Here is a 23,168-nt window from a genome sequence, read left to right as displayed (position 1 = left end):
GGGGGGGGCGGCGTGGGCGCCGCCCCCCCTCTCCGGCGCCCTTGGGACATCTCGAGTCCCGCCGACCGCCGTTTTTTCGCTTCCGCGGCGCGGGCCGCCATCCGCCCAACGGCCATCCCGCCGGCACCAGGCCCATTATCGGGACCAATCGCGCTCCCGCCCACCCGGCGATCTCAAAACCATGCCGCTTTACGGGGCCAGGCCGGGAACCCTCGGGGATGCCGTAATCGGTAAAATCAAAACCGCAGGTAGACGACTTGCGAATTTCGTGAAATGCAGGGTATGGACGGCCGGTCCGGGTCCAGCCCCGTAATCCGGCATGGTTTTGAAATGGCACTAATTCACTGGCAGGCAAACAAGGTTGTTCTAGTATCTCGTTGCCGGCTAATTCCCGATTTCCAACCAGTTGCACAAAACATTTGCTCGCAGTCGCGTTTCGGCGCGCTTCATCGCCTCGGATTTGGCTTTATATCGAATCCCCAAACGACTGCAGACGCTTTTGACTATGGTGTCTAGCTGCTTTTTGTCGTTAAGCATATCGTGGGTTACCAGGAACACGTCGAAACCCATGCTCTGGAGCGCAGTCATACGTTCCGCATCGTGGTCAAGTACCGCGCCTGATCCATGGATGACTTCACCTTGAATCTCGATAATTACTGCCTTCATTAGCATTGGGTTTACAATCACGATGTCGCCGTAGCAGACCTTTTGACCTGCGATGCTTTGGGCTGCCTCGGATAGAGGGGTTAAATCGTTGAGGTACACGTATCTGAAACCTGAACCACCTAGACGTCGAGAACGACTTAGGAGCAGGACTCCCGCGACCTCGAGTGGAGATGCAGCAATGCCGATAACCTGTTGAGCGGCATCATAAAACTGCTTTCCCCACATTTGACTTTTGACCTTATCGGCGAATCGATGCAGGTCGCTCAGTTCGATAAGCGGCTTTCTCATCCAAAGAGAAGTACCTTTGAGTTTCGTAACCTCTCTTCCATCCTCACGCTTGTTCGTTTGGCCTTCATTATCTGGGACCTTAACGGTTGCGTGGGCATAAACTCGTTTCCAAGGAACCTCGTCTTCGCCTTCTCCAAGTTCGAACAGATCCTGCGTGCTGGAATTGCGATTCTCCTCTTCTGCCATTTTTAGCTGTATTTCGGCAGCGGGAGTTGGCTCGAAAACAGAAAACCAGCCGCATAGTTCGTACATAGCCAGCACGAGATCTATTTGAGACACAAAGCGTGTCATAGTAAATAACGTGTTAAGCGGATTGGTGACACTAAAGCCTAAATGAGTGTCGATTGTTGCGCTGGCTTCCGATGCCCCTTCCCAGCGAATAGTGGAGCGCAATCCCGAGTGGTGATTACAAGAACCTGGCGAAGCTACAGCGATAATCGGGGTCTTGAGGACGTCGGTTACGAAAGGGGCTTGGGATAGAGCTCGCCAGCCGTCTTCGGAGTTGGGCAGGCGCGGGTAGAGATCGCGCACCTGCGGTGGGCAGCGCCAATAGCGAAATGCGGTGTTTGCGCAGACGATTTCGTCCATTTGCGCCTCCCCTGGTTTCGGCCGCGGGCCGTGCGGATCACGGGCATGGCCGATTATCTACTGGGCCATCATGCGGGTAAGTACCGGAAGCAAACCAATAGCTTAACGAGTTCTGCCGAAGATCCCTCGTGCAATACAATTCCGCTGGAAGGAGCTCTGGGCGTGTGGTCCCTGTCTCCACATTTACGCTCGAATCAGATGGGGAATTCAATGAAAATACGCATGCGTTTTATATAAAACATGCAATGGCATCAGCAAAAAGGGCGCGATATAAAATGACACCTTATACGACTACGATTCGATTTTGGTGTCAGTTCTGGTGTCACCCTTGGTGTCAAAAAGAAAAAGGCCAGAGGCTTAACACCTCTGACCTGTGCTTTTGATGGTGGGCGATACAAGATTCGAACTTGTGACCCCATCCGTGTGAAGGATATGCTCTACCCCTGAGCCAATCGCCCGTCGCCTTTCGGCAAAAGAGATACTAACATAGCCGCGCGTAGTTTACCAAGAACTTTTTGCCCTCGATTTTAAATTCGTGGGCGCCAGTCATGCCAAAGCAACCAAAGCAACCGACAAACCCGCAGCTAAACCACCCTTTATCGCTTGATCCACAAGGTCTCGGGGCGGCAAATGAGTCGCGCGTTGTTGTAAGCCATGTCGAGTCTGAGGCAGGTGCGCGCGGCGTAAAAGCCGTCCTCGCGCTGGATGGTCAGCGCCAGCTCGGGCTTGTCGCCGGTCAGGCACAGCGGCAGGACCAGCTGGATTCGGCCACCATAGAACTGAGGCACCGCGAGCGTGTAGCTAGCTGCGGGGCGGTCTGGTCCGCGTCGCGCTCGGTCAGGAACACCGCGCGGCTAAAAGAAAACGACAGGTAGTTTTTGAGGATGCGGTTACTGGGACCCCAGTCCTCGGGATCGGCGAGGTCAACCAGGCGGTCGTAGCAGGGCTCGGGGCAAAACGCGAAGTCACACACATTGCTGCACAGGGTGCTAGGGAGTTCCATGCGGTGTCCAACCCATTCAGTAACCAGCGTGCGGAAGGTTTGATTCTATACGGGCGAAGCGCAGTCGAGACACACAACGCAATTGCGCCTAAGCTCTTCCGCGAGATCGGCGCGAGAGCGGTTTCCGGATACGAGGTCTTGGATCCAGACGTAGTACTGGTTGTCTTTGGGCTCGGGGCTGTCGGACAGCACGACCGGGGTGCCGGCGAACCTTAGGACGGACAACGCAAAGACAAGGCTGGTGCGTTTGTTACCGTCCTCAAAGATGTGGTCCTTGACCATGTGCTCGGCCACGTAGGTGACCTGGTCAAAGATGTCTGCGAAGCGGTCGGCCGGCGATTGGCCGAATATCGTACAGAATGCACCCGCAAGCACGGACTCGACGCGTCCAAGCTCAAGCGCGGCCCGGCCGCCTGTGGCGTCGGTTGTATAGCAGCGCCTGACCGTCATCAGCGTGCTGTGTAGGCGCATTACGGCCGCGGCCATAGATTCGAGCGAACCGGCATCATTGAACGCGAGCGGCGCGAACGGATGAGCGCTCCGCTGCGTATCCGCCATCATGAGTCCTCCAAGAGCCTGAGCGCGTTGGGCATGCCCTCAATGGTCAGTCGAATAGCTTCATCGATCGACGTGACGCCGGCGAGCAAAATCGATGATGGTGAATTTGCCTCGTGTGCAGTTGAATGACCTTCTTTAGCAACGTGATTGGCGCCGTCATCTAGTTGAACGTAGTTCCAAGGCATGACTGCCTCCTCTATAGCTTTACGAACGGAATGGCCCGCGAGTCGTACTCCAGGGCGACCGGTTGCCAGACGAGGTCTTCGATCGCGCAGTTTAGGGTGTTTGCGAGCGCCAATGCCGAAGAGACCGAGGCGCGGCGCAAATCCAGCTGATTCTGTTCGTAGAGCTGTATAGCGCGAAGTTTAACCCCCGATTGGGCGGCGAGCTGTTTTTGCGTTAGGCCGGCCGCCTTTCGTGCCGCTTTGAGGCCCTTTTTGTCTGCCTGGGCTTTGTTCCATTTATCGATGACTATCTCTGCGAATGTATCTTCCGACGCCTCGTGAAGCGGGGAATACGAACCGATAATCCAATCAAGCGGGGCGACTTCAAAGAGCTCGTTAAAGTTCAAGCTGCTCGCCCATTGCGAATAAGCCAAAACCCAGCCCGCCCAATACTGAGGCGAACGATCAAGCGGATAGCTCTCCCTACATTCTGCGGGTTTCAGTCCCGCACTGGCAATTATTTCACGCGCAAGTTCGTCACCCGACATGCCGCAGACAACGCGCGCCACACCACGCTCGAATTGACTCATCTCGCGAGAATTCAATAGGATTGTCGTTAGTTCGACAGGACTCAGCCCTTGGTCACAGAGGGCAAAGTCGACCGCCTCGCCCAGCGTTCTCATGGCATCCTCGAGATACATCTCACTGTAGGCGTGGGTCATTTTCTGTCATCCCCTCTCGAACGATATCGACGATACGAATTCCCTCAAACGGGTTTTCGGTAAGCAATTCCCGATACTGCGCCCTTGCCAACTCATCTCGGTCCTTGGCCAATGGGCCATATAGAGCTTGTGGAGCACGTTCAAATCCAGCAAAACGAATGCTCTTAAACGCGCGCTCGCTTTTGAGCACAATCTGTTCTCCAAGGTTACCGAGCCTCATCGCTCGACCGAGCTGGTCAATGGTGATCGTATTGTTTACAAACGCCCTGGCATAGCTGAAGTACGAGTCATCCGCACGCCACCCTCTAATCACATCGTAAGCGTTAGCATCAGGCAAAAAATGATCGCGAAGGTATTCGCATGCCCCCACAGCGACGGCGGTGTCCTTTCGGAATGAACGATGCTCTACAAGCAATGCTATCCAATGCAGAACTGAATATTGCGGCGATAGCAGGTCGAGTACGTTGAGATCGGCCATATCGAGTTCATAGCGATTCGCAAAGCCATCGGCATCACGCGAGCACGCCCATTCCCTTGCAAGGTCGAGGCTCTCTGTGCAATAGAATCCCTGTCCATAGTCGTTATGGACATTCCCCAGGCCAATCTGGGGAGTCTCAATGATCTTCTGAGAACCATGCCACAGTTCCACGCGAGTCTCCTAACAGGTATCGCCCTAGCGATAGTATAGCATGCTATCGCTAGGGCGATACCTGTATTCAAGTGCAAGAGGGTGTATGGAACGGAGTTTGAGTTCAATACTGACTTCTAAGACTCTCCGAATCCGGAAGTATGCGGCAAAATTCAGACTTGCCGACCACACTGGAGCACACCGACGCCTCTACCTGCTACAGTACTTCATAGATGCACACCTCATCCTGTTCGATGCTTTTGCGGAAGGGCGGGCGCATGTGCTCTGGTGGGTTGGTGACGATATCAACCTTTCGCCCAAGTACCTTCTCGAGCTCATGGGAGAGTTCGTAAAGCGTGCCGAACGTCATGGTGTTGCCGCAGACTAGGCGCAAGTCAATATCGCTATCAGGCGTTTGCTCGCCTCGGGCAAACGAACCAAATAAATATGCCTCGCTGACGTCGTATTGAACCAGCACGCGGGAGGCCGCAGATGATATGTCAGCAAGTGAAACCATGTCTCAATTGGGCGTTTAACAGTAGAACGTCAGGGGGCCAGCGCCGAAACCGCCGGTCCGGCTTTTTGGCGTTCGGCGAGCTCGAAGATAAACGGGGCGTTTGATCTAACGAATTCAGTCAAGAAATTGAGGTCATCAGCAGTAAATCCTTCGACGTTGAACCATTTGACCGCAGGCAAGAAGCATTCCGCATGGTCAAAGCCAAAGTCAACCGGGCGCTCGACGGCCAAGCGAACGGTTCCGTCTTCTCTTGTCTCTGAGTAGGCAAATTGAGTGCCATCATCAAGCTGAACATAGCTCCAAAACATGACTACCTCCTTAGTGGTTATATTCGAGTATAAGGAGCAGCCTAGACGTAACGCGGCGTGAATTGGAGCATTCCTATAAGACCTTGCAACCGTGCTCGTTAACCCAAGGCGGCAAGCCGTTCTAACTAACCCGAATGCAGCAAGTAAAAGCAAGGCTTGACCCCAGGAGCAAAGGAATTCTCGGTCAAAAGGACCTACCCCCATTCGGGAACCCAGCTGAATCCATCCCAAGTCAGCCTTGCTTTGGTCGGAACTATATCACCACGAGTTCGGGCTACGCTAGCCAGCGGGATATTTCCGATAACCACCGATGTGCAAAAAATGGCGAGGTACGAACCTCGCCAGTCTGACACTTCCGAGACCATCGCCTCTTCGGTGATTGATTTCTCTCACACTTCAGGGGCTTTTAGAGCCGCATCGATTAGGTCGGCGGCGTTGTCGAAGCGGCCGGGATTCCCCCTGGCAAAGAACGCATCGCTCTCGTGAATTGCCTCAAGGCTTTCCGTGTTGGGCTCGGCGTGCAGAGTGAGCTGCGTGATGGTATCTGTAAGCTCCTTGTCACGTTTACTTCGCTTCATAGAGACGCACCTCATCCTGTTCGAGATTTTTGCGGAAGGCCGGGCGCATGTGCTCTGGTGGGTTGGTGACTATATCAACCTTTCGCCCAAGTTCCTTTTCGAGCTCAAGTGAAAGTACATATAGCGCGCCAAACGTCATCGTGGCGCCGCAGGCTAGACGCAAGTCAATATCGCTTTCTGGCGTTTGCTCGCCTCGGGCGAACGAGCCAAACAGATATGCCTCGCGGACGTCGTAGCGAGCCAGCACGCGGGAGACCGCAGTGGATATGTCGGTAGGCGAGATCATGGATAATTGCCGCTCAACGGTAAAACATCAGGGGACCAGCGCCGAAACCGCCGGTCCAACTTTATGGCGTTCGGCAAGCTCGAAAATGTATGGGGAATTTGACCTGAGGTTCTTGGGAAATAGTGTGACTGGCCGTAGCACGGGATAATCACACTATTGGCCCGACCCAAATACATCATCTACAAGATCAGGCAAATCTGTCCATACCTGATAGGCGGCAACGTTGTCCGGATTTGCTTCTCTTGCGCGGCGTTTATCATCGGTATTGTGCTTTGCGGCATTGGCCAAAGCCTGGTCCTTTTTGCCATCAATCATTTCTAGATTTACAGACTTGAACTTAGACGCAGACGACCTGTTGGGGTCGGTGGTCTTTAATACACCAAGGTTGCGCGCCCTTTTCTCACATTGGGGAGTCGATGCAAAAGTTTCCGGGCATGGTGACACATGATCGATGAGCCACACTTCAAAGCATGGATTAGAGATTGCAAGCCTTACACCTTTGGCCTTTGCTTCTCGTTCTGCCACGGCTAGGTTTCTGAACTCATCCGAATCGACAACAATCCATGCGGAACTCAATGCTTCGATTTCACCTATTTTAACTGCCTTTTTATCATTCTCGAGCTCTCGCGACAGCTGCTTGGCCACCTTCAAGGGATCTCCGTCTATATGCCGATACCGCACGCTTCCGCGAACGTCCATCTCACTGATTAAGTGGTTGAAGTATTCGGTTTCGGTCACCTTGCCATTGGACACAATTAAGTGGCGCTTTCTTTTGGCTCTTGTTTGCTTTTTGCGGCCAAGAGCAAGCCCTCTCCTTTCTGCCTTAGCCATTTATATCAGCGCCCTCCTTCATGAGTTGGGCCACAAGTTGATGAAAACTTGGGTTGGGCAGCGGCACATAGACACCGTTTAAGTAATTGCGCCCCAGATTCTCATTTGCGCGAGGGGAATACTCCATCGCGGCAATTAATTGCGAAGTACCTTCAGAGTCCTTTTCCACAAACCAGACCTGGTCACGTTCGAGCACCTCTTCCATGGGGCTGGTTCGCGTCATCAAGGTGACATCATGGGTTGAGAAGATTAGCTGCGCGCCATTTGGATTTGTGTCGGGATCGGCGAACAGTGAGACGAAGTCGCGCAGGAGCGTAGGATGAAGACTCGAATCAAGCTCGTCAATTACTGTTGTGGCCCCGCCGCTTAAAGAGCGTAATGCTACCGAGAAAAACGCCAGCGCAGCTTTTGTACCCTCCGATTCATGGGCGGAGTCCAGCCAAAAGCCATCTCCCGAGCCTTTGTGGTGGAAGAACAGGTCATAAGCGAACGACCATTTAAAGTCTTCTGCAATTTTATTACGTGCCTCTTCCGGAATCTCATCGAGTCCAACGAGCGAGTCTTTTAAACTCATGGCGCCTTCCGCTTGACGGACATCCATGCCGTCAATTCCGATGTCAGCATATTTAATGAGCTGAGATAGCATGTGAGCTCGTGCGTCATCGTTGATAAACAGCTTTTTTATGGTGGCGAGCTCTGCTAGATAATGCGTTGCATCATAAAGATTGATGTCATTTGCAAGAGCTGCGAATGCGGGTTGAATTACATCGCTTCCAGCCGCCGCGGCGGCAGATAAGAACAAAGAATTATTGCGCGTGATATCCCAAAGTTGTTTTTTGGCACCTGTAAAGGTGCTACCAAATTTAATTGACTGTTCCCCGTTTATCGATGAGCGGTCATAGAGAAGGGACGGCTGTTTTGATCGATACACGGTGAGATTCTCGTATGTAACCTCATTTTTGTTTACACCAAATGAAAATTCATACTTTAAGTTGTTGGCGATAAAATCTATCGAGAATTCTGTGTCATTTGTTCGCGATTCCGAGTCAAGTAAAAAGGGGACGATGGGTATTTGAGACTTCACATCGCCCGCTGCGTAGCTTGTGCGAACAAAGTAAGAGACAAAACTCAGGGCGTCTAAGAAATTTGATTTACCAGAGGCATTGGCGCCGTACACTGCAGCTACGCGAACGGGACCAAACTCTTTTTTACTGGAAATCGGTTCAAATGAAAATTGCTGGGCATCTCGAAAACTGAGGTAATTCTTAAAAGAAAAATTGAGGATCATTGTCGGAATCTTTCTAGATATTGTTCGCTTACCACAGGCACACCGGAAGAACAATAAGAATTATATGCTTTTAAAAGCAATATTTGTTTATTTTGGACAAATATTTGCCTTGAAACTCCAATTGCATTGATATTGGACTCTTAAGTCCGGTAACCACCTTCGATACCGTTGCATAATCTAAGGCTGAATTATCTGACACGCCCTTGCCCGCTAGGGCTGCATTGAAAAGTTCGGCGGCGATGACAACACTTCCGGAAATCGGGAGCATCAGCAACGGCGTGCAGCTTTAAGAACCGCTGTTCCCAGCACGAACAGCAATGCGGACACGGCGATCCAATTTGTGTCGCTGGTTTTGGGAAGCGACGAGGAGGTCACGGTGGCGGCCTTCGGCCTAGAAACCTTGGCGGCCGTGGTGTTGGCCACTGTGGTCGTGGTCACCGTCTTAGTCGCGGCCGCGGGCTTTTGTGTGGGATTCGTCGACGGATCTGCAGCGGGCTCGCCGGTAGCGGGGTCGGTGCCAGGGGCGGACGGGCCATCGCCCGGCACATCGGGCCCGCCGGTCTCCCCCGCCGGCGCCGTGGTATCCACGGGCTCGATCGTCACACGCGCCGCGGGCCCGTCGGCATCCACCACGCCGCCTGCGCCAAAAGCCCCGCCCGCAGGTGCCACAAAGCGCGCGGATGCAAGCGACCCGCCCAGGCAGGCGACGCCGCCTTCGGCGCCCGAAGCATCCAGCCAGGACGCATCGACGAAAAGCTGCCCGGCCGCGCCGCCGCCGGCAGCCCCGCCCAGCAGACACACACCATAGGCGCGCACGCCCGCCCCGGAGCCCGCGCCCGCGGCGACAACGCGCCCGGCGCCGCGAACGGCAAGACCGTCCGCGATCACGCCGGCCACCCGTGCATCATCCGCGATGCCGGCGCCGTCGGCCCGCGCGTCAACCTTGCAGCCGTCCACCGCGAGCGTCCCCGACACGTAGATCCCGCACTGCGAGCCCGTGGCCACCAGCGATCCGGCGCCGCCGAGCGTCAGATCGCCCCACACCTCCATGCCGCAACGCGAGATGTCCACGTCGGGCGCGCTCGTCTCGACAACAGTGTTCTGCCCGGTCAGCGTCACCACCAGGTCGCCTTTGGCGCCGATAGCCTCGCCTGTGTATCCGTTAAGTTCCAGGTGGCCGGCATCGGTCCAGGCCCAACCGGGGCCCGATATGCCCGGCTCGTAGTACGTGGCGCCCGCGATGAACAGGCTGTCCGCGCCCGCGGCATAAGAAGGCCCGCCCAGCAAAACGCATAGGCAGGCCATGACAGTAAACAGGATGTAGTGACGGCTAGTGTGGAACGCGGCAGCAAACATAACCGCTCCGATCTTCGCAAGAGCCAATGGAAGCCGCGCCAGAAAACCACCTGGTAGCAGCAGCTATTAGTGTAGCGAGATCAGATATCGGGCGAAGAAGGAAACCTGTGATCGGCTCCCAAAATTAGGTGTAAATCGTTTTGCCAGTCGGTGAAAGGCATTCGTGCCGAAAATGTTGGTGTAGGGGCGACCCCCTAGCGTCTATTTAACAAAGAGCGGTCACCAGTCCATTACCTCTATCCTCGCTTATTGTGCGCTATCCAATCGTCAGCGTAATAAAGACCTCCTCATTTCCCAACTTAAAGAGATCCTGAGATAGTTCTTGAGAAGTCTTCGTTCCAAAGCACCCCCGAGTCAAATAGGGAACCGAACAACCGCGCACCCGTTGCAAATCTTCAGCAAGCTCCGTTCTCCTAGTCAAATGAGCGATATCAGTTAGATCGCCAAGTTTAAGAATTAGAGGCTCATATGAGCGTTCATTCCTATTAACGGCGATACGCCATTCAGCTTGGTTTGCAAAACGAACATTCTTTACAAACACTCCTGCATTAAAATGTGGAATCCCATTTGGAAAAACCATATAAGCAGGTAATGGATTATGAGATTTTAAATCCATTGTTGATTTAACAACTTCAGAGGTATTCAACTGAACGCTATCTCTATATTCAACCGGAGCAGCTACAAAGTCATAACCCAATTGCAGAACGGCTGTCCTAAGCCTAGATATAAGTTCACAGGGATTGTCAATAACAACAATCCATGAACCAAGGTCAAGGCCCGGATCGGGCAATTCAATTAAGTCGACTCTCGTATCTACTTGCTTAATGAGGACACACGAAAAGCAGCACACATTACAGTAGCCTGCGCCTCTCGGTATTGCATACGATTCTTTTGCAAGGACACCGAGTAAATCTTCAGGAAAGCCCCGCATGAGGAAGCCTGTCGGACTGGATCAAGAGGCCCGACGCAGTCGATTGCAGCACGGGCGATGCTCCGTTCTTGATGCTCAAGGCTAAATGCAGGGAAAATGGAGTTCGTTGCGTAACGTGCTATATACAACGCATCGGTCACCAGCTGCAAAAGGAATCAGTCTTATACCAAAAGAGGTCATATCGGCGTTAGCCGATATGACCTCTTTCTTGACAATGCGACTCATAGATAAGGCTAAAATCGCGGTTGAGAATCCTCTCCCCTAATCCCTCTTAAACAGATCCCTCGTGTACACCTTGTCCGCAACGTCCGCGAGCTCGTCGCTCCAGCGGTTGGCGACGATCACGTCGCTGCCGGCCTTGAAGGCCTCCAGGTCGTGGGTCACCTCGGACCCGAAGAACTCCGGCGCGTCCAGCGTGGGCTCGTAGACCACCACGGGCACGCCCTTAGCCTTCACGCGCTTCATGACGCCCTGGATGGAGCTCGCGCGGAAGTTGTCGGAGTTCGACTTCATCGTCAGGCGGTACACGCCGACGACCGGCTTCTCCTTGCCGGCGTACACGCGGTCCCACACCATCTGCAGCACCTCGTCTGCCACGAAGTCCTTGCGGGTGCGGTTGGCCTCCACGATGGCCTCGATTAGGTTCTGGGGCACGTCCTTGTAGTTGGCCAGCAGCTGCTTGGTGTCCTTGGGCAGGCAGTAGCCGCCGTAGCCGAAGCTGGGGTTGTTGTAGTGGCTGCCGATGCGCGGCTCCAGGCACACGCCGTCGATGACGTCGCGGGTGTTGAGGCCGCGGACCTCACAGTAGGTGTCGAGCTCGTTGAAGTAGGCCACACGCAGCGCCAGGTATGTGTTGGCGAAGAGCTTTACGGCCTCGGCCTCGGTGGTGCCCAGCACGAGCTCCGGGATGCCGATAGTTCCGTCGGCGTTCACACGCTCCAACTCGGCGGAGTCCGCCCCTTGGGCAAGCAAGCGCGCGAAGCGCTCGGCAGCCGCGACGGCGTCAGCGTCTTCCTTCGGCGCGCCCACCACGATTCGGCTGGGGTGCAGGTTGTCGTAGAGCGCCCTGCTCTCGCGCAGGAACTCCGGGCTGAAGAAGATCTTGCTGTCGCCCAGCCTCTCGCAAAGGCCCGCGGTGTAGCCGACGGGGATGGTCGATTTGATGACGATCCAGGCGTCCGGGTTCACCGAGCGAACGGCGGCGATGGCGGCCTCGACGGAGGAAGTATCAAAGAAATTCTTATCGGAATCGTAGTTGGTGGGCGTGGCGATGACGGCGTAGTCGGCGCCCGTGTATGCCTCTGCAACGTCGACGGTGGCATGCAGGTCGAGCTCGCGCTCCCCCGCCTTGGCCTCCGCCAGGAAGCGCTCGATCTCGTCGTCCTGGATGGGCGATACGTAGCTGTTTATCTTCTCGACCTTCTCGGGCACGATGTCCAGTGCGCGCACCTCGTTGTGCTGCGAGAGCAAGACGGCGAGGGACAGGCCGACGTAGCCGGTACCGGCGACAGCGATCTTCATGTCATTCTCCAATTGTCAAAGAACTAAATACTCAAATTAATTCGCAAAATAGTGGTTAGCATTAACCTATGTTTGACTATATTAAAAAGCCTGGATAGTACTTAAAAGTCTCAAAATTAAACCCCTCTACTAAATGAAATAGCTCAAATTAGAGGATCAACTTCATAATGCATCCAAACGTATCAGGACAATTAAACGTTCAAAATAACTTCGACTAGCAAAGATGAGTTATTCCCAAAACGCTTGAACTCCATGTAAAGGTAGGTTAAAGGGGAAATGAATAGGTACCCGAATAACAACTTACATTCCTCTATAGAGAAATCTCCCAGCACGAGACCAAGCGAACGCCACGTCGACAGCAGAACTACCCTTGAAAGAGCATATATTGAGAGCACCAAGGTTCACCTGTTCTTTAGGCACTCTATCAAATGCTGCACGGAATACAGCATTGTCATTTTTGATACCTGCACGTTTGCGAAGCACAAGCCTCTCTTCAGTGTTGCCACATTCATCAATTAAATGCATATGGTCCTGCTGTACCCAATCTGGCGGAATATGCCCATTAGAATCAGCAAGCCAAATCCCTCGATGAAATGCGCTGATCTTGCAGGGATGTTTTTGCAATCCTAATAGAAGGACCTTCCCGCCTGCATGAAGAAACTTAGTGTACGGTGCACAGTCATCAAAACCGTAGGAGCAATTAAATGAATCCTGGAATAGCATTTCGGTGGCTGGTCCGATGCCCGCAATTGCAAAATGAGGAACAGCAGAACGAACAACATCAGCCTGCAGCCGAAACATCTCAGACAAAGCACCGGCATTCGAAGGAGTATTCCTGACATCGAAAAAATCTTTCGAGTATCCATAGCTCGGCATTAGCAAAGTTCCGCTATCACCAACCAAAGCACGCAGCATATCAACTAAAGAAGAGAGCGACCCCCCCCGCGCATATATCCATAGAAGCTGCGCCATCCACAGTGAACCATAACAATATCTCCGGGGTTGATGCCGACACTGCGAAGGGCAAGCCTTAGGTCATCTTGATAAATTATGCTTCGATCAATCTTAGACAGGGCGCACACCTCATGCCGTCTTAGGGCATCTCTAATTGGTTCATGATTCTTAGCCCCAACTGCCTTCCGGGCAAAATCGTGCAGCAATTTTATCAGCCTTCCAACACACGAGATCGGCAGTAAATACCAACAGTTAGTGCAAGCTTGAGGATATTGGCAGCTAGGACTCCAATACAAAAACCAATGAGTCCAAATGCACTCAGTAACCCAAAAGAGAAAACCAAGTAAGCAATTAAAACGGAAGCATTAATAATTACTTGCCACTTCATCGGATAAAACCTGACAATAAATGGGTTTAGCATGGAAGCAAATGTGTTGATTAGTCCAGATAGCGAAACAATGTACACAAATTCCATTGCAGTATCGACGTAGGCTGGATAAAGAACCGCGAGGACAGGTCTGGCAAATAAGATGACTCCAACCATTCCAACAGCTACTAGAATTGACCCAAAAGCAAACGTGATAGAAAATTGCTTATCTGACCTTCCTTTAGCTTTGGCCAAATAAGTTAGCATTACTGTCGTCAAAGGACTAACGATCATAGACAGTATTTTTCCAACGAGCGAAGATGCGTAATAGGCTCCAACTAAGCTTGCACCAACAATTGGAATCAGTAAAATTCGATCCGAATAAGTCAGTGCTCGACCAAGAAAGACAGAAAGAGCATACATTGAGGTTTCACCCGCCATATAGCCAAGAGACGGTGTTTTACGCAAAGGCTCACGCCAAAGATCGCTAAATAAACTCAAATGCAAAATTGGAAGAAATTGCCCCGCAAGCAAAACGAGTGCGAAATCTCCACCTTGTAAATAAATAATACAGCCAAGAAGATACCCAATAGCTTGAAGCCCGTTATTAATAAGAATCAATTTGTAATTGATTTGTATACGAAAAGCCACTAGCAGATACTCACGGACACACCAAAGGACACTTGCGAGGCAAGCATAAATAAGTCCAGTGAGGCTATCAACACCCATATAAACTAATGCCAGTAAGGTTCCTAAGATCGTTAAGCCACAGGAACTGAAGCATAGCAACTGAAAGTCACCGCTGCTCTCTCCGTATTTTCCATCGTGAAGAAGCCTAATATTATTCAGTGCTGTTCCAAGAGTTCCAGGTAATAAGCTCATAAGCGAGTACTCAGCTGTAAGTAGACCGTAAGCTTGACCATTTCCATGGCCCGCGACTAAGGGGAACGCAATAAGTTGCAGTACCAACGTTGGCAATGCAACTGCAACTATATTAAGAAAGACATCTATCACGGCTTTCTTTTTATTCATCCGATGCACAACCTTCGTTTATTGAGAAAAAATTTTACTAATTGACTTATCAGCCGAGTTGCGCGGAAGCCAATAAAGCGCAAGACACAACGCAGCAACACCATGCGTAAGAAGAACAGTGAAAAAGGAAGATGAATTGAAAGTAAATGATGCGGAAATTAATGCAGCGGCTAATACCTTTCCGGAAATACCGCTCGCACACGCCTCAATGAAACGGAAAACTAATACTGCAGCCAAAGGCATCACTAAACATCCGATTATTCCAAGATTCGCATACGCATCAGCAAACAGTCCGTTATTTGCATTCATTGCCGGATCATTGAAGCAATAGAGACCGATTACTCTAGCTATATCAATGCTATAAGCAGATTTAATTCCAATTTTGGAAAGCAAACTTTGTCTGTATAAATCAATTGCATGACTTGAAAAAAAATCGTAATAACTGTAATTCAGAAGCGCAGGAATTAGAAAAATTCTCCTTACTAAATAATTAACAACTCCAGTGCTGTGCAATAAATACAAGATGAACGAAATTAAAAATAGAGCAACAAATGCTCTAATTAGCAGCTTACAATCAATTATCCGTGCAAAACGATAAGCCAAAATAGCAAATACCAATGCAAAAAAAGTTGATTTAGTTCCATCAGCAGAAAAGGCCAGAAATTGAACCAACGCCACAAGTACTGCCGCAGTTTTCCGATCCTGCGATAAAAATAATACACAATACAAAGGAAGTACGTATTTCGCAGCTGAGAATAAAAATGTTAGTAGAAGAGGCATCTTGAATTGGCGGGCTTCCATTCTCAACTCATATACATCGCTTAAATTAAAAGTGAAATGAAAACCGGAATATAAAGCACAAACAGCGAGAACAGAAAGAACCAACACAGCAAGAATGGCTGCAGAACCAATGGAAGATGACTCCTTCGAAGCTCCGTTAAACTTAACAGTAGGTATTAGAAACTGCGCAAAGATGAATACAACCCAATATGTGAAAAAAGAAGCCACGAATTGCCAGGAAAAAACGCCTTGAAATGCAACAATCGACGTTGTCGGTATAAAGGAAATTATATAGAGGAGGGTAAATAAAAGATCTGACGTCCTTTGGGATTCTACCTTTAATAAAACCAAAGGGGCAGTGAGCATAAGCATCAGCCAAGAAACAATAGCTCTTTCAACCGTAGGAAAAAAGGAAAAATGATAAAGATAGCAGTAGTTCGGAACAACAAAGTCAACGTAATAAAAATCTAAAAGTACTCGCATTAAAACAATAGCAGCTAGACCTTCTGCGATTGCACTAACCGAGACGGATTTCAAGTTTGAAATCCCTGCATCCGATTCCTGATGAACTTGGCTTACCATTTTGCCTCGCTAGCCAAAACTGAGGAATATATTCTGTGGTAATTACCGGCTATTTTCTTCCAATCAAAATCCCGAGCCTTATCAATACAAGTATTTCTCATGCTGGCCCGAGAGTTATAGGCTTTAATAATACCCTCTGCAATCGATTTCGGAGAACTAGGATTAACCGCAAAACCTACTGTATCCTTTTCGAAATAGCCATCAATTCCCTGACCAATTGAAAAAATAACAGGTAGTCCTTGTGACATTGCTTCAATATAGGAAAGACCAAATGTCTCAGTAAAAGACGGCATAACGAAAACGTCGCTCGAACGGTAGAAATCAATTAAATCAACCTGCGAAACAGCAGGATTTAACATAGCACCTTTCTTGGCTAGCATCTTACCAATCTTGGGCTCTATCACCTTACCAACAACGTGGTACTTTACCTGGTATCCGGCTTTTTCTAGATCACGACAAGCTGCGATAACTCCTGCCTGATTTTTATTCCTACAGACATCGCCTACTTGAATTAGATTGATTACATCATTCTGCTTTTCTACGTGCCTGGGTGGTCTTTGGGAAGTAAATAGTGAGTTTATCCCGTTGGGAATTACATCAGTTTTATCTAGTAACTCAGCTTTAAGCATATTTGGAACGTATGTCTCAAAAACGGCACTTTTATAAGACGGAGAAATAAAAACAATATGTGATGCTTCTTCCATGATGTCAAGGCCTAGCTTTCGCAACCATGGCATATATTTAAAAAAGACGTTTACATCAGTGTTCCGCACAGCAACAAGATAGGGAATTCCAAAGCGTTTCTTAAGCTTATAGGCGATATAACCATTTGCAAAGAGGCTGTGAGCATGAGCTATGTCGAAATTAGACCCAAGTCCTAATGCGTCATACGCCTGAAGAACTTTGTCTTCTTTTTTCTTAAAAAAGAGTCTATCGAAAGATCCGTAGCATTCTGAAAATTTAACATCGGGAGTCAAATGACCAGGTTGCGTTCCATTTTCCGCAAAATAATAGACCGTGGAATTAATATTAAATTGAGATAGCTCTTTAAATAGGAGCTTATAGAAATTACTGGAATAGTAAGAACAGATCTGCAGTGCATTAATCAACTCTTACAACCTCCAGTACCGAAAATCCTCAAAATCGGATTTATCAAGAATGCTTTTAACATCAACGAGAACCTTTTCAGAATTAGGCTTGGAGGCAAACAAACCCTTGATATCCTCGCTATTCATTTCTACAAACTTATCGTGTGCAACGGCCACAATCAAGGCATCTAACTCCTTAATATCGTTAAGGGATACGAGATCAACGCCGTATGAAACTTTTGCATCTGAAGCATCTGCCCAAGGATCACATACCAACGGATTAATTCCATACTGATTTAGTCTGTTTAGAATATCGTTAACTTTCGAGTTTCGAACATCCGGGCAGTTTTCCTTAAAAGTAATGCCAAGAACACCGACCCTAGCCTTTGCAGGAGCAAGGCCAGCTTGAACCATTTCGCGAATAGTGGCGTCAGCAACAAACTCACCCATGCCATCGTTCACTTTTCGCCCAGCCAAAATAATTTGACTATGATAGCCCAGTTTTTCTGCTTCATAGGTGAAATAATAGGGGTCAACACCGATACAATGGCCTCCAACCAATCCTGGTCTAAAACCAAGAGCGTTCCACTTGGTATTCATGCCAGCGATAACTTCAGAGGTATCGATTCCCATTCGATCGAAAACCATCGCAAGCTCATTCATGAAAGCGATATTGATATCACGTTGCGAGTTTTCCACAACCTTAACTGCTTCAGCTGTTTTTATAGTGGAAACAGGAAATGTTCCTGCAGCAATCACAATATCGTAGACGTTCTGAATTTCGGCCAATGAATCGGCGTCCTGTCCCGAAACAATTTTTCTAATAGTCGTTAGAGTATGAACTTTATCGCCTGGGTTGATTCTCTCGGGCGAATAACCGACCTTGAAATCGACACCACACTTAAGGCCACTTTCACTCTCAAGAATGGGAACGCAAATATCTTCGGTCACACCAGGATACACTGTGGATTCATAAACAACAATAGAGCCAGGTTTCAGGTGTGCACCCAAGGTCTTCGAAGCCCCAATCACCGGAGATAAATCCGGTGTCTTGTCTTGGTTAACGGGAGTAGGAACAGCAACGATATGGAAACGTGCCTCCTCAAGCCTTGTCGGATCATTTGTAAAATCAACCGAAGAACTGGCGACCGCAGAATCGCCAACCTCATTCGTCGGATCCTTGCCCTCGCGGTACTGAGCAATTTTGCGCTCATTGATGTCAAAGCCAATCACTTTAACATGTTTAGCAAATTCAACCGCAATAGGCATCCCGACGTAGCCGAGCCCTACAAGAGAAAGCTTCGTTTTGCCATCGATCAATTGTTGATAAATACTCATTTGACTCTCCTAGCTCTAAAAACAAACTAACCTGATACCAATAAAACCGAAATTTCCATTCAACTCAGCAGCCATCTTCAACTTGAATCAGGTGAAAGATAGGCGGAAGAGCTAATAGATAAAGAAATGGGGCTTCCAAGAATAAAAACTCGCTGCAACAGAAGTATTCATTTAATGTGAAGCAACTTGATGAATCCCCATATAGCAATATGGAAGCTCGACCGCGCAATGCCTAGATGCTCGATCTCGCGATATAACTTCCAGTGGTACTTCACCAGATCAAACTTATTGTGCGAAATTGATCCTTCGCGAACGCGGTACTCTGACAGGATTTCCGGCATTCCCCAGATATAAGGCTCCTTCTTTAACATCTGCAGCCATAACGCATCATCATTCCGCTTACGAATGTTTGGAACCTCAAATTTCCCCATCGCACGAACGCTGTACATGACGGTTGAATTGCCGACCGGACAGTCAAGGAGAAGCCTGTTGTAGCTAGTTCGGCGAATAGTCTTAATTACTTTTCCTAGCGGATTTCCCTGCTCATCAACTTGCTCATAGGCGGTGCATGAAAAGGGATGTCCCTCCTCGCGCATGAAAGCCAACTGTTTAGCCAACTTCTCAGGTTTCCACATGTCATCGCTATCCAAAAAGGCCATATATTCGCCCTTGGCAGCTTTCATTGATTCAGTTCTTGCTACTGCTGCTCCTGAGTTTTTATCTAAGCAAATGTAACGAACTCGAAAATCATTTTTGGAATAGGACTCAACAACTTCCCGGGTATTATCGGTAGAGCAATCATCCACGATAACCATTTCCCAGTTACCATAGGTTTGCGCCTGAACTGACTCAATGGTCTTTCCAATAAATTGTGCGCAGTTATATGCCGGCGTAATAACCGATACAAGACCGTCTCGCATCTAATCTCTCCTAGCCACTGCGGCAACAGTAGCGAACATCGTGGCAATCTCTCCCCAAAAGCTAAAGTGGGAAAGATCGCGCAGGTTTAATTCCATCTTCTTTGGCAGCACCAGATTGATATATGCGCTATCAACGTCCTCTGCACCCTCTAACAAGGCATCTTCATCTTTGAACTCAATACTCGCTCTCGAAGTAACACCGGGAGCGAGAAGCAAAGTTGCTCGCATCTCGGGTGTATACGCCGCTACATAACGAGGAACCTCGGGGCGGGTGCCGACAAAGCTCATGGTTCCGCGCAGGATATCTATCAGCTGCGCGACTTCGTCGAGTCGACATTTACGTATAACGGAACCAACACGCGTTATACGAGAGTCACCAGCACTGGTGACTTGTGCGCCCTTTTTCTCGGCATCGACGCACATGGTTCGGAACTTGAAAATACGAAACGTCTTGCCGTATCGCCCAACTCTTTCTTGGCGGAAAAAAACCGGACCGGGAGAATCGAGCTTAATTGCAACAGCGAGAATGATGAATAGCCACCAAGTTAAGGCAAATAAAAATAAGGAACCAAATATATCGAAAAAACGTTTCGCGAATAGCCCCATACGATGCCCTGCAAGTTCGTCATAGTATGGGCGAACCTCATCAACGCGTATATCGTTGGGCAAATCAGCCCATGATAGCAGTCCCACTACGCACCAAGCTCCAAGAGGCAGGCCTTGAAGCAGTCGATGACGTAATTGACTTCGTCGTCAGTAAGGCGAGTATGCAGCGGCAATGTGATTTCGTTCTCAAAATGCTTGTAAGCATTCGGAAAATCAGAAATGTCAAATCCAAGATTCTTATATGCCGTGTGCATGGGCAAAGGCTTGTAATGAACGTTTGTAGCAACACCAAGCTCTGCCATCTTTATGATAATTTCATTGCGCTTTTCGAGATCAAACCCGGGGATACGACAAATATACAGGTGACCCGAAGACTGGCGCTCGCCTGTAAAATGATTTAGCGGCTCAATACCCAGCGGGGTCACAGCAGAATTGTAACGCTCGATAATCTCTTTGCGTCGCGCAAGCATGCCCTCATAACGATCGAGCTGAACGAGACCTAAAGCAGCTTGCATGTCAGTCATATTGCATTTATACCAAGGACCAATAATGTCATATTCCCAAGCACCAAGCTTGGTCTTAGCTAGGGCATCCTTGCTTTGGCCATGAAGACTCAGGAGCTGCAACTTCTTATACATGGCCTCAGAGTCGATGCCAGAAATGGCACGCCAAGCAAGGCAACCACCCTCGGCGGTGGTCAAATTCTTTACTGCATGGAAGCTGAACGAGCTGAAATCGGCGATAGAGCCAACCATCTTGCCATGCCAAGTTGCGCCTAAGGCATGGGCAGTATCTGCGCAAACCGCGATGCGCCCAAGAGCTTCCTGAATTTCGCCATTTGGTTTAAATAAATTACGCTTAGACTTAACGATTTCGAAAATACGATCGTAATTGCAAGGAACACCACCAAGATCAACAGGAATAATTGCTTTGGTGTTCTCATTGACGGCAGCCTCAACAGCATCGTAATCCATTTCGAAACTATTCGGCTGGCAATCGATAAGCACGAGTTTGGCACCCACATGGCACACAACAGAGGCGCTTGCCGTGTAAGTATAAGCTGGAACAATTACTTCATCGCCAGGTCCCACATTAAGAAGACGAAGCGCCATTTCTGCACATGCAGTCTGTGAATTTAGGCAGCAGACCCTTTCGGCTTTCAAATAATCTGCCAACCTGGCTTCGAGTTTCTTGGTACGAGGACCAGTAGTAATCCATCCGGATCGAAGGGCTTCAGCAACTTCGACAATTTCTGCCTCGGTAATATCAGGCGGCGAAAACGGGATGTTCATCTTTACAGTCATTATTCTGCCTCTTCCAACTAGTCGTTGTACTGTGGTTGATACGTTGGGACAACTTCGGCAAGAACCGTTTTAATCTCGTCGTTCGTGCCATTCAGACAGGCCTCGAGCTTTTCGAGCTTGTCCTTAATCTCTTCCATCTTGTCTGCCTCGGCTGTGGAAATACGAATCTCGGAATGCTCGGTAGGCAGGAGTTGCTCGTTGTCCATAAGGAGCTCCTCATACATTTTTTCACCAGGACGTAGGCCGACCTCTTTGACCTCGATATCCTTGCCGGGCTTAAGACCGCTAAGCGTGATGAGATTGATCGCGAGGTCATAAATCTTGACCGGTTCACCCATGTCCAAAACAAAAATCTCGCCGCCATGAGCAAGCGCACCGGCAGTAATGACCAATTTGCTGGCCTCGGGAATCGTCATAAAGTAACGCGTAATGTCCTTGTGCGTAATGGTGATAGGACCGCCCTCGTGAAGTTGACGCTTAAAGAGCGGGATGACCGAACCATGGCTACCAAGAACATTGCCAAAACGGACTGCAGTAAAAATGGTCTTGCTGTTGGCCGCATAATACTGAACGATCATCTCGTCCATGCGTTTGGTGGCACCCATTACATTTGCGGGATTAACGGCCTTATCAGTAGAAATTTGTACGAAATGACTGCACTGATACTTATCAGCTAATCGCACAACATTGAGGGTGCCAAACACGTTATTTTCAATTGCCTCACGCGCATTATGTTCCATAAGGGGAACATGCTTGTGTGCCGCCGCGTGGAAGACAACTTGCGGCTGATAAGTTTCGAAAACATGCTCGATTGCAGGCGAGTGCGTGATAGAACCGATAAACACCTGAATATCAGTGCCTTGGTCCTGAGCCGACTTGATAATGTCGTGGTACAGCTCATACGTCGTGTTCTCGTAGATATCGAACAAAATGATTTGAGCAGGCTTTGCCGGAAGTAGCTGACGCACGAGCTCAGAACCGATAGAACCGCCACCGCCGGTAACCAAAATGCGTTTGCCCGCAACATAGCCCATCTGGTCTAGATTAAGTGATTTTTCTTCACGAGATAGCAAATCGCTGATTTCGACTTCGCGAAGGGCAACCCTGCCAAGACCGCTTATAGGAATGTCGCGCACATTGGGCAAGGTTAATACCCTAATCCCCGTTTTCATGCAGAGGTCATAGATTCTCTGCCGTTCATCAAAAGTAGCACTTGGAATGGCGACTACGATTTGTTCGGCTTCACAGGCATGCGCAATCGTCGGAATATCCGCACAGGTACCGCAGACTTTAATGTCGTGAATTCGCTGATTTTGTTTATTGGGATCGTCATCAACGACGGCAACAGGATCTCCAACCATATCGGGATCGTTGCTAAGCATGCGCTTAATAGTAAGCGAACCGGTCTCCCCTGCTCCCACGATGAGCGTACGAGGTAAATGAGCATCTGATTTGCTTTTAAAACGCCATGCCTGGCTACCATAAATTGCACGAATGGTGAAGCGGCCACCGCCGCAAATGATAAGGACAACGGCCCAGGCCATGACGTCCTCACGAAGGGTCATGCCCTTGCCGAATAACACGTTAAAGATAACGTCGCCAATGACTGAGCCTACCGTTACAGCAGCAACAATACGTCCAGCCTCGGAAATGCTCGCATAGCGCCACAAACTGCTATACATATGGAAAAACCAAAAGACGACAACGTTAACAAGCGCAAGCACAAGAATAGCCGGGCATGCGCCGGCTGCACCGCTTATCGTCGCCCAATGTTGCGTTCCCCACGATGAGACAAACACGGCAATAAAAGTTGCCGCGATGTCATATGCCATCAACGCGTACGGTTCGAAGGCGCTTAACTTCCCCTTTTGCTTTGCACTCTTAGATTCGGTATTCAAGATCTTGTCTTCTCTTCCCTATTGATCCCGTTGCCTACGTCCCCGCCCCCGGGGATCCTCCCTGTC

General features: G+C 49.6%; 23 protein-coding genes, 1 tRNA gene and 1 pseudogene. All 25 read right to left on the bottom strand.

Annotated features, from left to right (window positions below; all coding sequences use genetic code 11):
* Positions 1–384: 384 nt before the first annotated feature.
* A complete protein-coding gene (locus tag ACTQ05_RS06480; RefSeq protein WP_441538440.1) occupies positions 385–1,542 on the bottom strand; it encodes a hypothetical protein in 1,158 nt (385 codons plus the stop codon).
* 383 nt (positions 1,543–1,925) lie between these two features.
* Positions 1,926–2,000 (bottom strand) — tRNA-Val (locus ACTQ05_RS06475).
* A 138-nt stretch (positions 2,001–2,138) separates the two neighbouring features.
* Positions 2,139–2,339 (bottom strand): annotated as a pseudogene (locus ACTQ05_RS06470) (DUF3825 domain-containing protein); the annotation flags it as partial.
* 251 nt (positions 2,340–2,590) lie between these two features.
* Positions 2,591–3,103: a Fic family protein gene (locus tag ACTQ05_RS06465; RefSeq protein WP_441538438.1), complete on the bottom strand. Its 513-nt coding sequence runs from the start codon at positions 3,101–3,103 to the stop codon at positions 2,591–2,593.
* On the bottom strand, positions 3,103–3,288 hold the full coding sequence (locus tag ACTQ05_RS06460) for a hypothetical protein (protein ID WP_441538437.1): 186 nt from the start codon (positions 3,286–3,288) through the stop codon (positions 3,103–3,105). Before ACTQ05_RS06460 ends, ACTQ05_RS06465 begins: the two co-directional genes overlap by 1 nt.
* A gap of 11 nt (positions 3,289–3,299) precedes the next feature.
* Entirely contained in the window at positions 3,300–3,989 is a 690-nt protein-coding gene (locus ACTQ05_RS06455; protein ID WP_441538436.1) for a helix-turn-helix transcriptional regulator, read from the bottom strand.
* Positions 3,970–4,638 carry a DUF3990 domain-containing protein gene (locus tag ACTQ05_RS06450; RefSeq protein WP_441538434.1) on the bottom strand — a complete coding sequence of 223 codons (669 nt, stop codon included), beginning with the start codon at positions 4,636–4,638 and terminating at the stop codon, positions 3,970–3,972. Before ACTQ05_RS06450 ends, ACTQ05_RS06455 begins: the two co-directional genes overlap by 20 nt.
* Positions 4,639–4,834: 196 nt before the next feature.
* The gene (locus tag ACTQ05_RS06445; RefSeq protein WP_441538432.1) at positions 4,835–5,095 is read right to left on the bottom strand and encodes a nucleotidyltransferase family protein; all 261 of its coding nucleotides are present in this window, start codon (positions 5,093–5,095) and stop codon (positions 4,835–4,837) included.
* A 68-nt stretch (positions 5,096–5,163) separates the two neighbouring features.
* Positions 5,164–5,442, bottom strand: coding sequence for a hypothetical protein (locus ACTQ05_RS06440; RefSeq protein WP_441538430.1), 279 nt, complete (start codon positions 5,440–5,442; stop codon positions 5,164–5,166).
* A gap of 389 nt (positions 5,443–5,831) precedes the next feature.
* Positions 5,832–6,020: a hypothetical protein gene (locus ACTQ05_RS06435; RefSeq protein ID WP_441538428.1), complete on the bottom strand. Its 189-nt coding sequence runs from the start codon at positions 6,018–6,020 to the stop codon at positions 5,832–5,834.
* On the bottom strand, positions 6,007–6,306 hold the full coding sequence (locus tag ACTQ05_RS06430; protein WP_441538427.1) for a nucleotidyltransferase family protein: 300 nt from the start codon (positions 6,304–6,306) through the stop codon (positions 6,007–6,009). Before ACTQ05_RS06430 ends, ACTQ05_RS06435 begins: the two co-directional genes overlap by 14 nt.
* 153 nt (positions 6,307–6,459) lie before the next feature.
* Positions 6,460–7,137, bottom strand: a complete 678-nt coding sequence (locus tag ACTQ05_RS06425) for an RloB family protein (protein WP_441538426.1) — start codon at positions 7,135–7,137, stop codon at positions 6,460–6,462.
* Positions 7,130–8,425: an AAA family ATPase gene (locus ACTQ05_RS06420; protein ID WP_441538424.1), complete on the bottom strand. Its 1,296-nt coding sequence runs from the start codon at positions 8,423–8,425 to the stop codon at positions 7,130–7,132. The genes ACTQ05_RS06425 and ACTQ05_RS06420 overlap by 8 nt, the downstream gene beginning before the upstream one ends.
* A 267-nt stretch (positions 8,426–8,692) precedes the next feature.
* Positions 8,693–9,781, bottom strand: coding sequence for a hypothetical protein (locus ACTQ05_RS06415; RefSeq protein ID WP_441538422.1), 1,089 nt, complete (start codon positions 9,779–9,781; stop codon positions 8,693–8,695).
* A 256-nt stretch (positions 9,782–10,037) separates the two neighbouring features.
* On the bottom strand, positions 10,038–10,712 hold the full coding sequence (locus ACTQ05_RS06410) for a hypothetical protein (protein WP_441538420.1): 675 nt from the start codon (positions 10,710–10,712) through the stop codon (positions 10,038–10,040).
* Positions 10,713–10,973: 261 nt separating this feature from the next.
* The gene (locus ACTQ05_RS06405) at positions 10,974–12,233 is read right to left on the bottom strand and encodes a nucleotide sugar dehydrogenase (RefSeq protein ID WP_441538419.1); all 1,260 of its coding nucleotides are present in this window, start codon (positions 12,231–12,233) and stop codon (positions 10,974–10,976) included.
* A 300-nt stretch (positions 12,234–12,533) separates the two neighbouring features.
* The gene (locus ACTQ05_RS06400) at positions 12,534–13,205 is read right to left on the bottom strand and encodes an AAC(3) family N-acetyltransferase (RefSeq protein ID WP_441538417.1); all 672 of its coding nucleotides are present in this window, start codon (positions 13,203–13,205) and stop codon (positions 12,534–12,536) included.
* A 193-nt stretch (positions 13,206–13,398) separates the two neighbouring features.
* Complete coding sequence (locus tag ACTQ05_RS06395; RefSeq protein ID WP_441538415.1) at positions 13,399–14,586, bottom strand: lipopolysaccharide biosynthesis protein; 1,188 nt, start codon at positions 14,584–14,586, stop codon at positions 13,399–13,401.
* An 18-nt stretch (positions 14,587–14,604) separates the two neighbouring features.
* A complete protein-coding gene (locus tag ACTQ05_RS06390) occupies positions 14,605–15,948 on the bottom strand; it encodes a hypothetical protein (RefSeq protein ID WP_441538413.1) in 1,344 nt (447 codons plus the stop codon).
* Entirely contained in the window at positions 15,942–17,057 is a 1,116-nt protein-coding gene (locus ACTQ05_RS06385) for a glycosyltransferase family 4 protein (protein WP_441538411.1), read from the bottom strand. The genes ACTQ05_RS06390 and ACTQ05_RS06385 overlap by 7 nt, the downstream gene beginning before the upstream one ends.
* Before the next feature lie 3 nt (positions 17,058–17,060).
* Entirely contained in the window at positions 17,061–18,374 is a 1,314-nt protein-coding gene (locus ACTQ05_RS06380) for a nucleotide sugar dehydrogenase (RefSeq protein WP_441538409.1), read from the bottom strand.
* Between the two features lie 167 nt (positions 18,375–18,541).
* Entirely contained in the window at positions 18,542–19,294 is a 753-nt protein-coding gene (locus ACTQ05_RS06375; protein ID WP_441538407.1) for a glycosyltransferase family 2 protein, read from the bottom strand.
* Positions 19,295–19,987 carry a sugar transferase gene (locus ACTQ05_RS06370; RefSeq protein WP_441538406.1) on the bottom strand — a complete coding sequence of 231 codons (693 nt, stop codon included), beginning with the start codon at positions 19,985–19,987 and terminating at the stop codon, positions 19,295–19,297. It lies immediately after the preceding gene.
* On the bottom strand, positions 19,987–21,204 hold the full coding sequence (locus ACTQ05_RS06365) for a DegT/DnrJ/EryC1/StrS family aminotransferase (protein WP_441538405.1): 1,218 nt from the start codon (positions 21,202–21,204) through the stop codon (positions 19,987–19,989). Before ACTQ05_RS06365 ends, ACTQ05_RS06370 begins: the two co-directional genes overlap by 1 nt.
* Before the next feature lie 17 nt (positions 21,205–21,221).
* Positions 21,222–23,102 carry a polysaccharide biosynthesis protein gene (locus ACTQ05_RS06360; RefSeq protein WP_441538403.1) on the bottom strand — a complete coding sequence of 627 codons (1,881 nt, stop codon included), beginning with the start codon at positions 23,100–23,102 and terminating at the stop codon, positions 21,222–21,224.
* Positions 23,103–23,168 lie beyond the last annotated feature (66 nt).

The organism is Collinsella sp. LCP21S3_A9, from assembly GCF_052118785.1.
GTDB lineage: Bacteria > Actinomycetota > Coriobacteriia > Coriobacteriales > Coriobacteriaceae > Collinsella.
The sequence above is the reverse complement of the archived record's forward strand: the minus strand, read 5'-3'. Positions and strand labels throughout refer to the sequence as shown.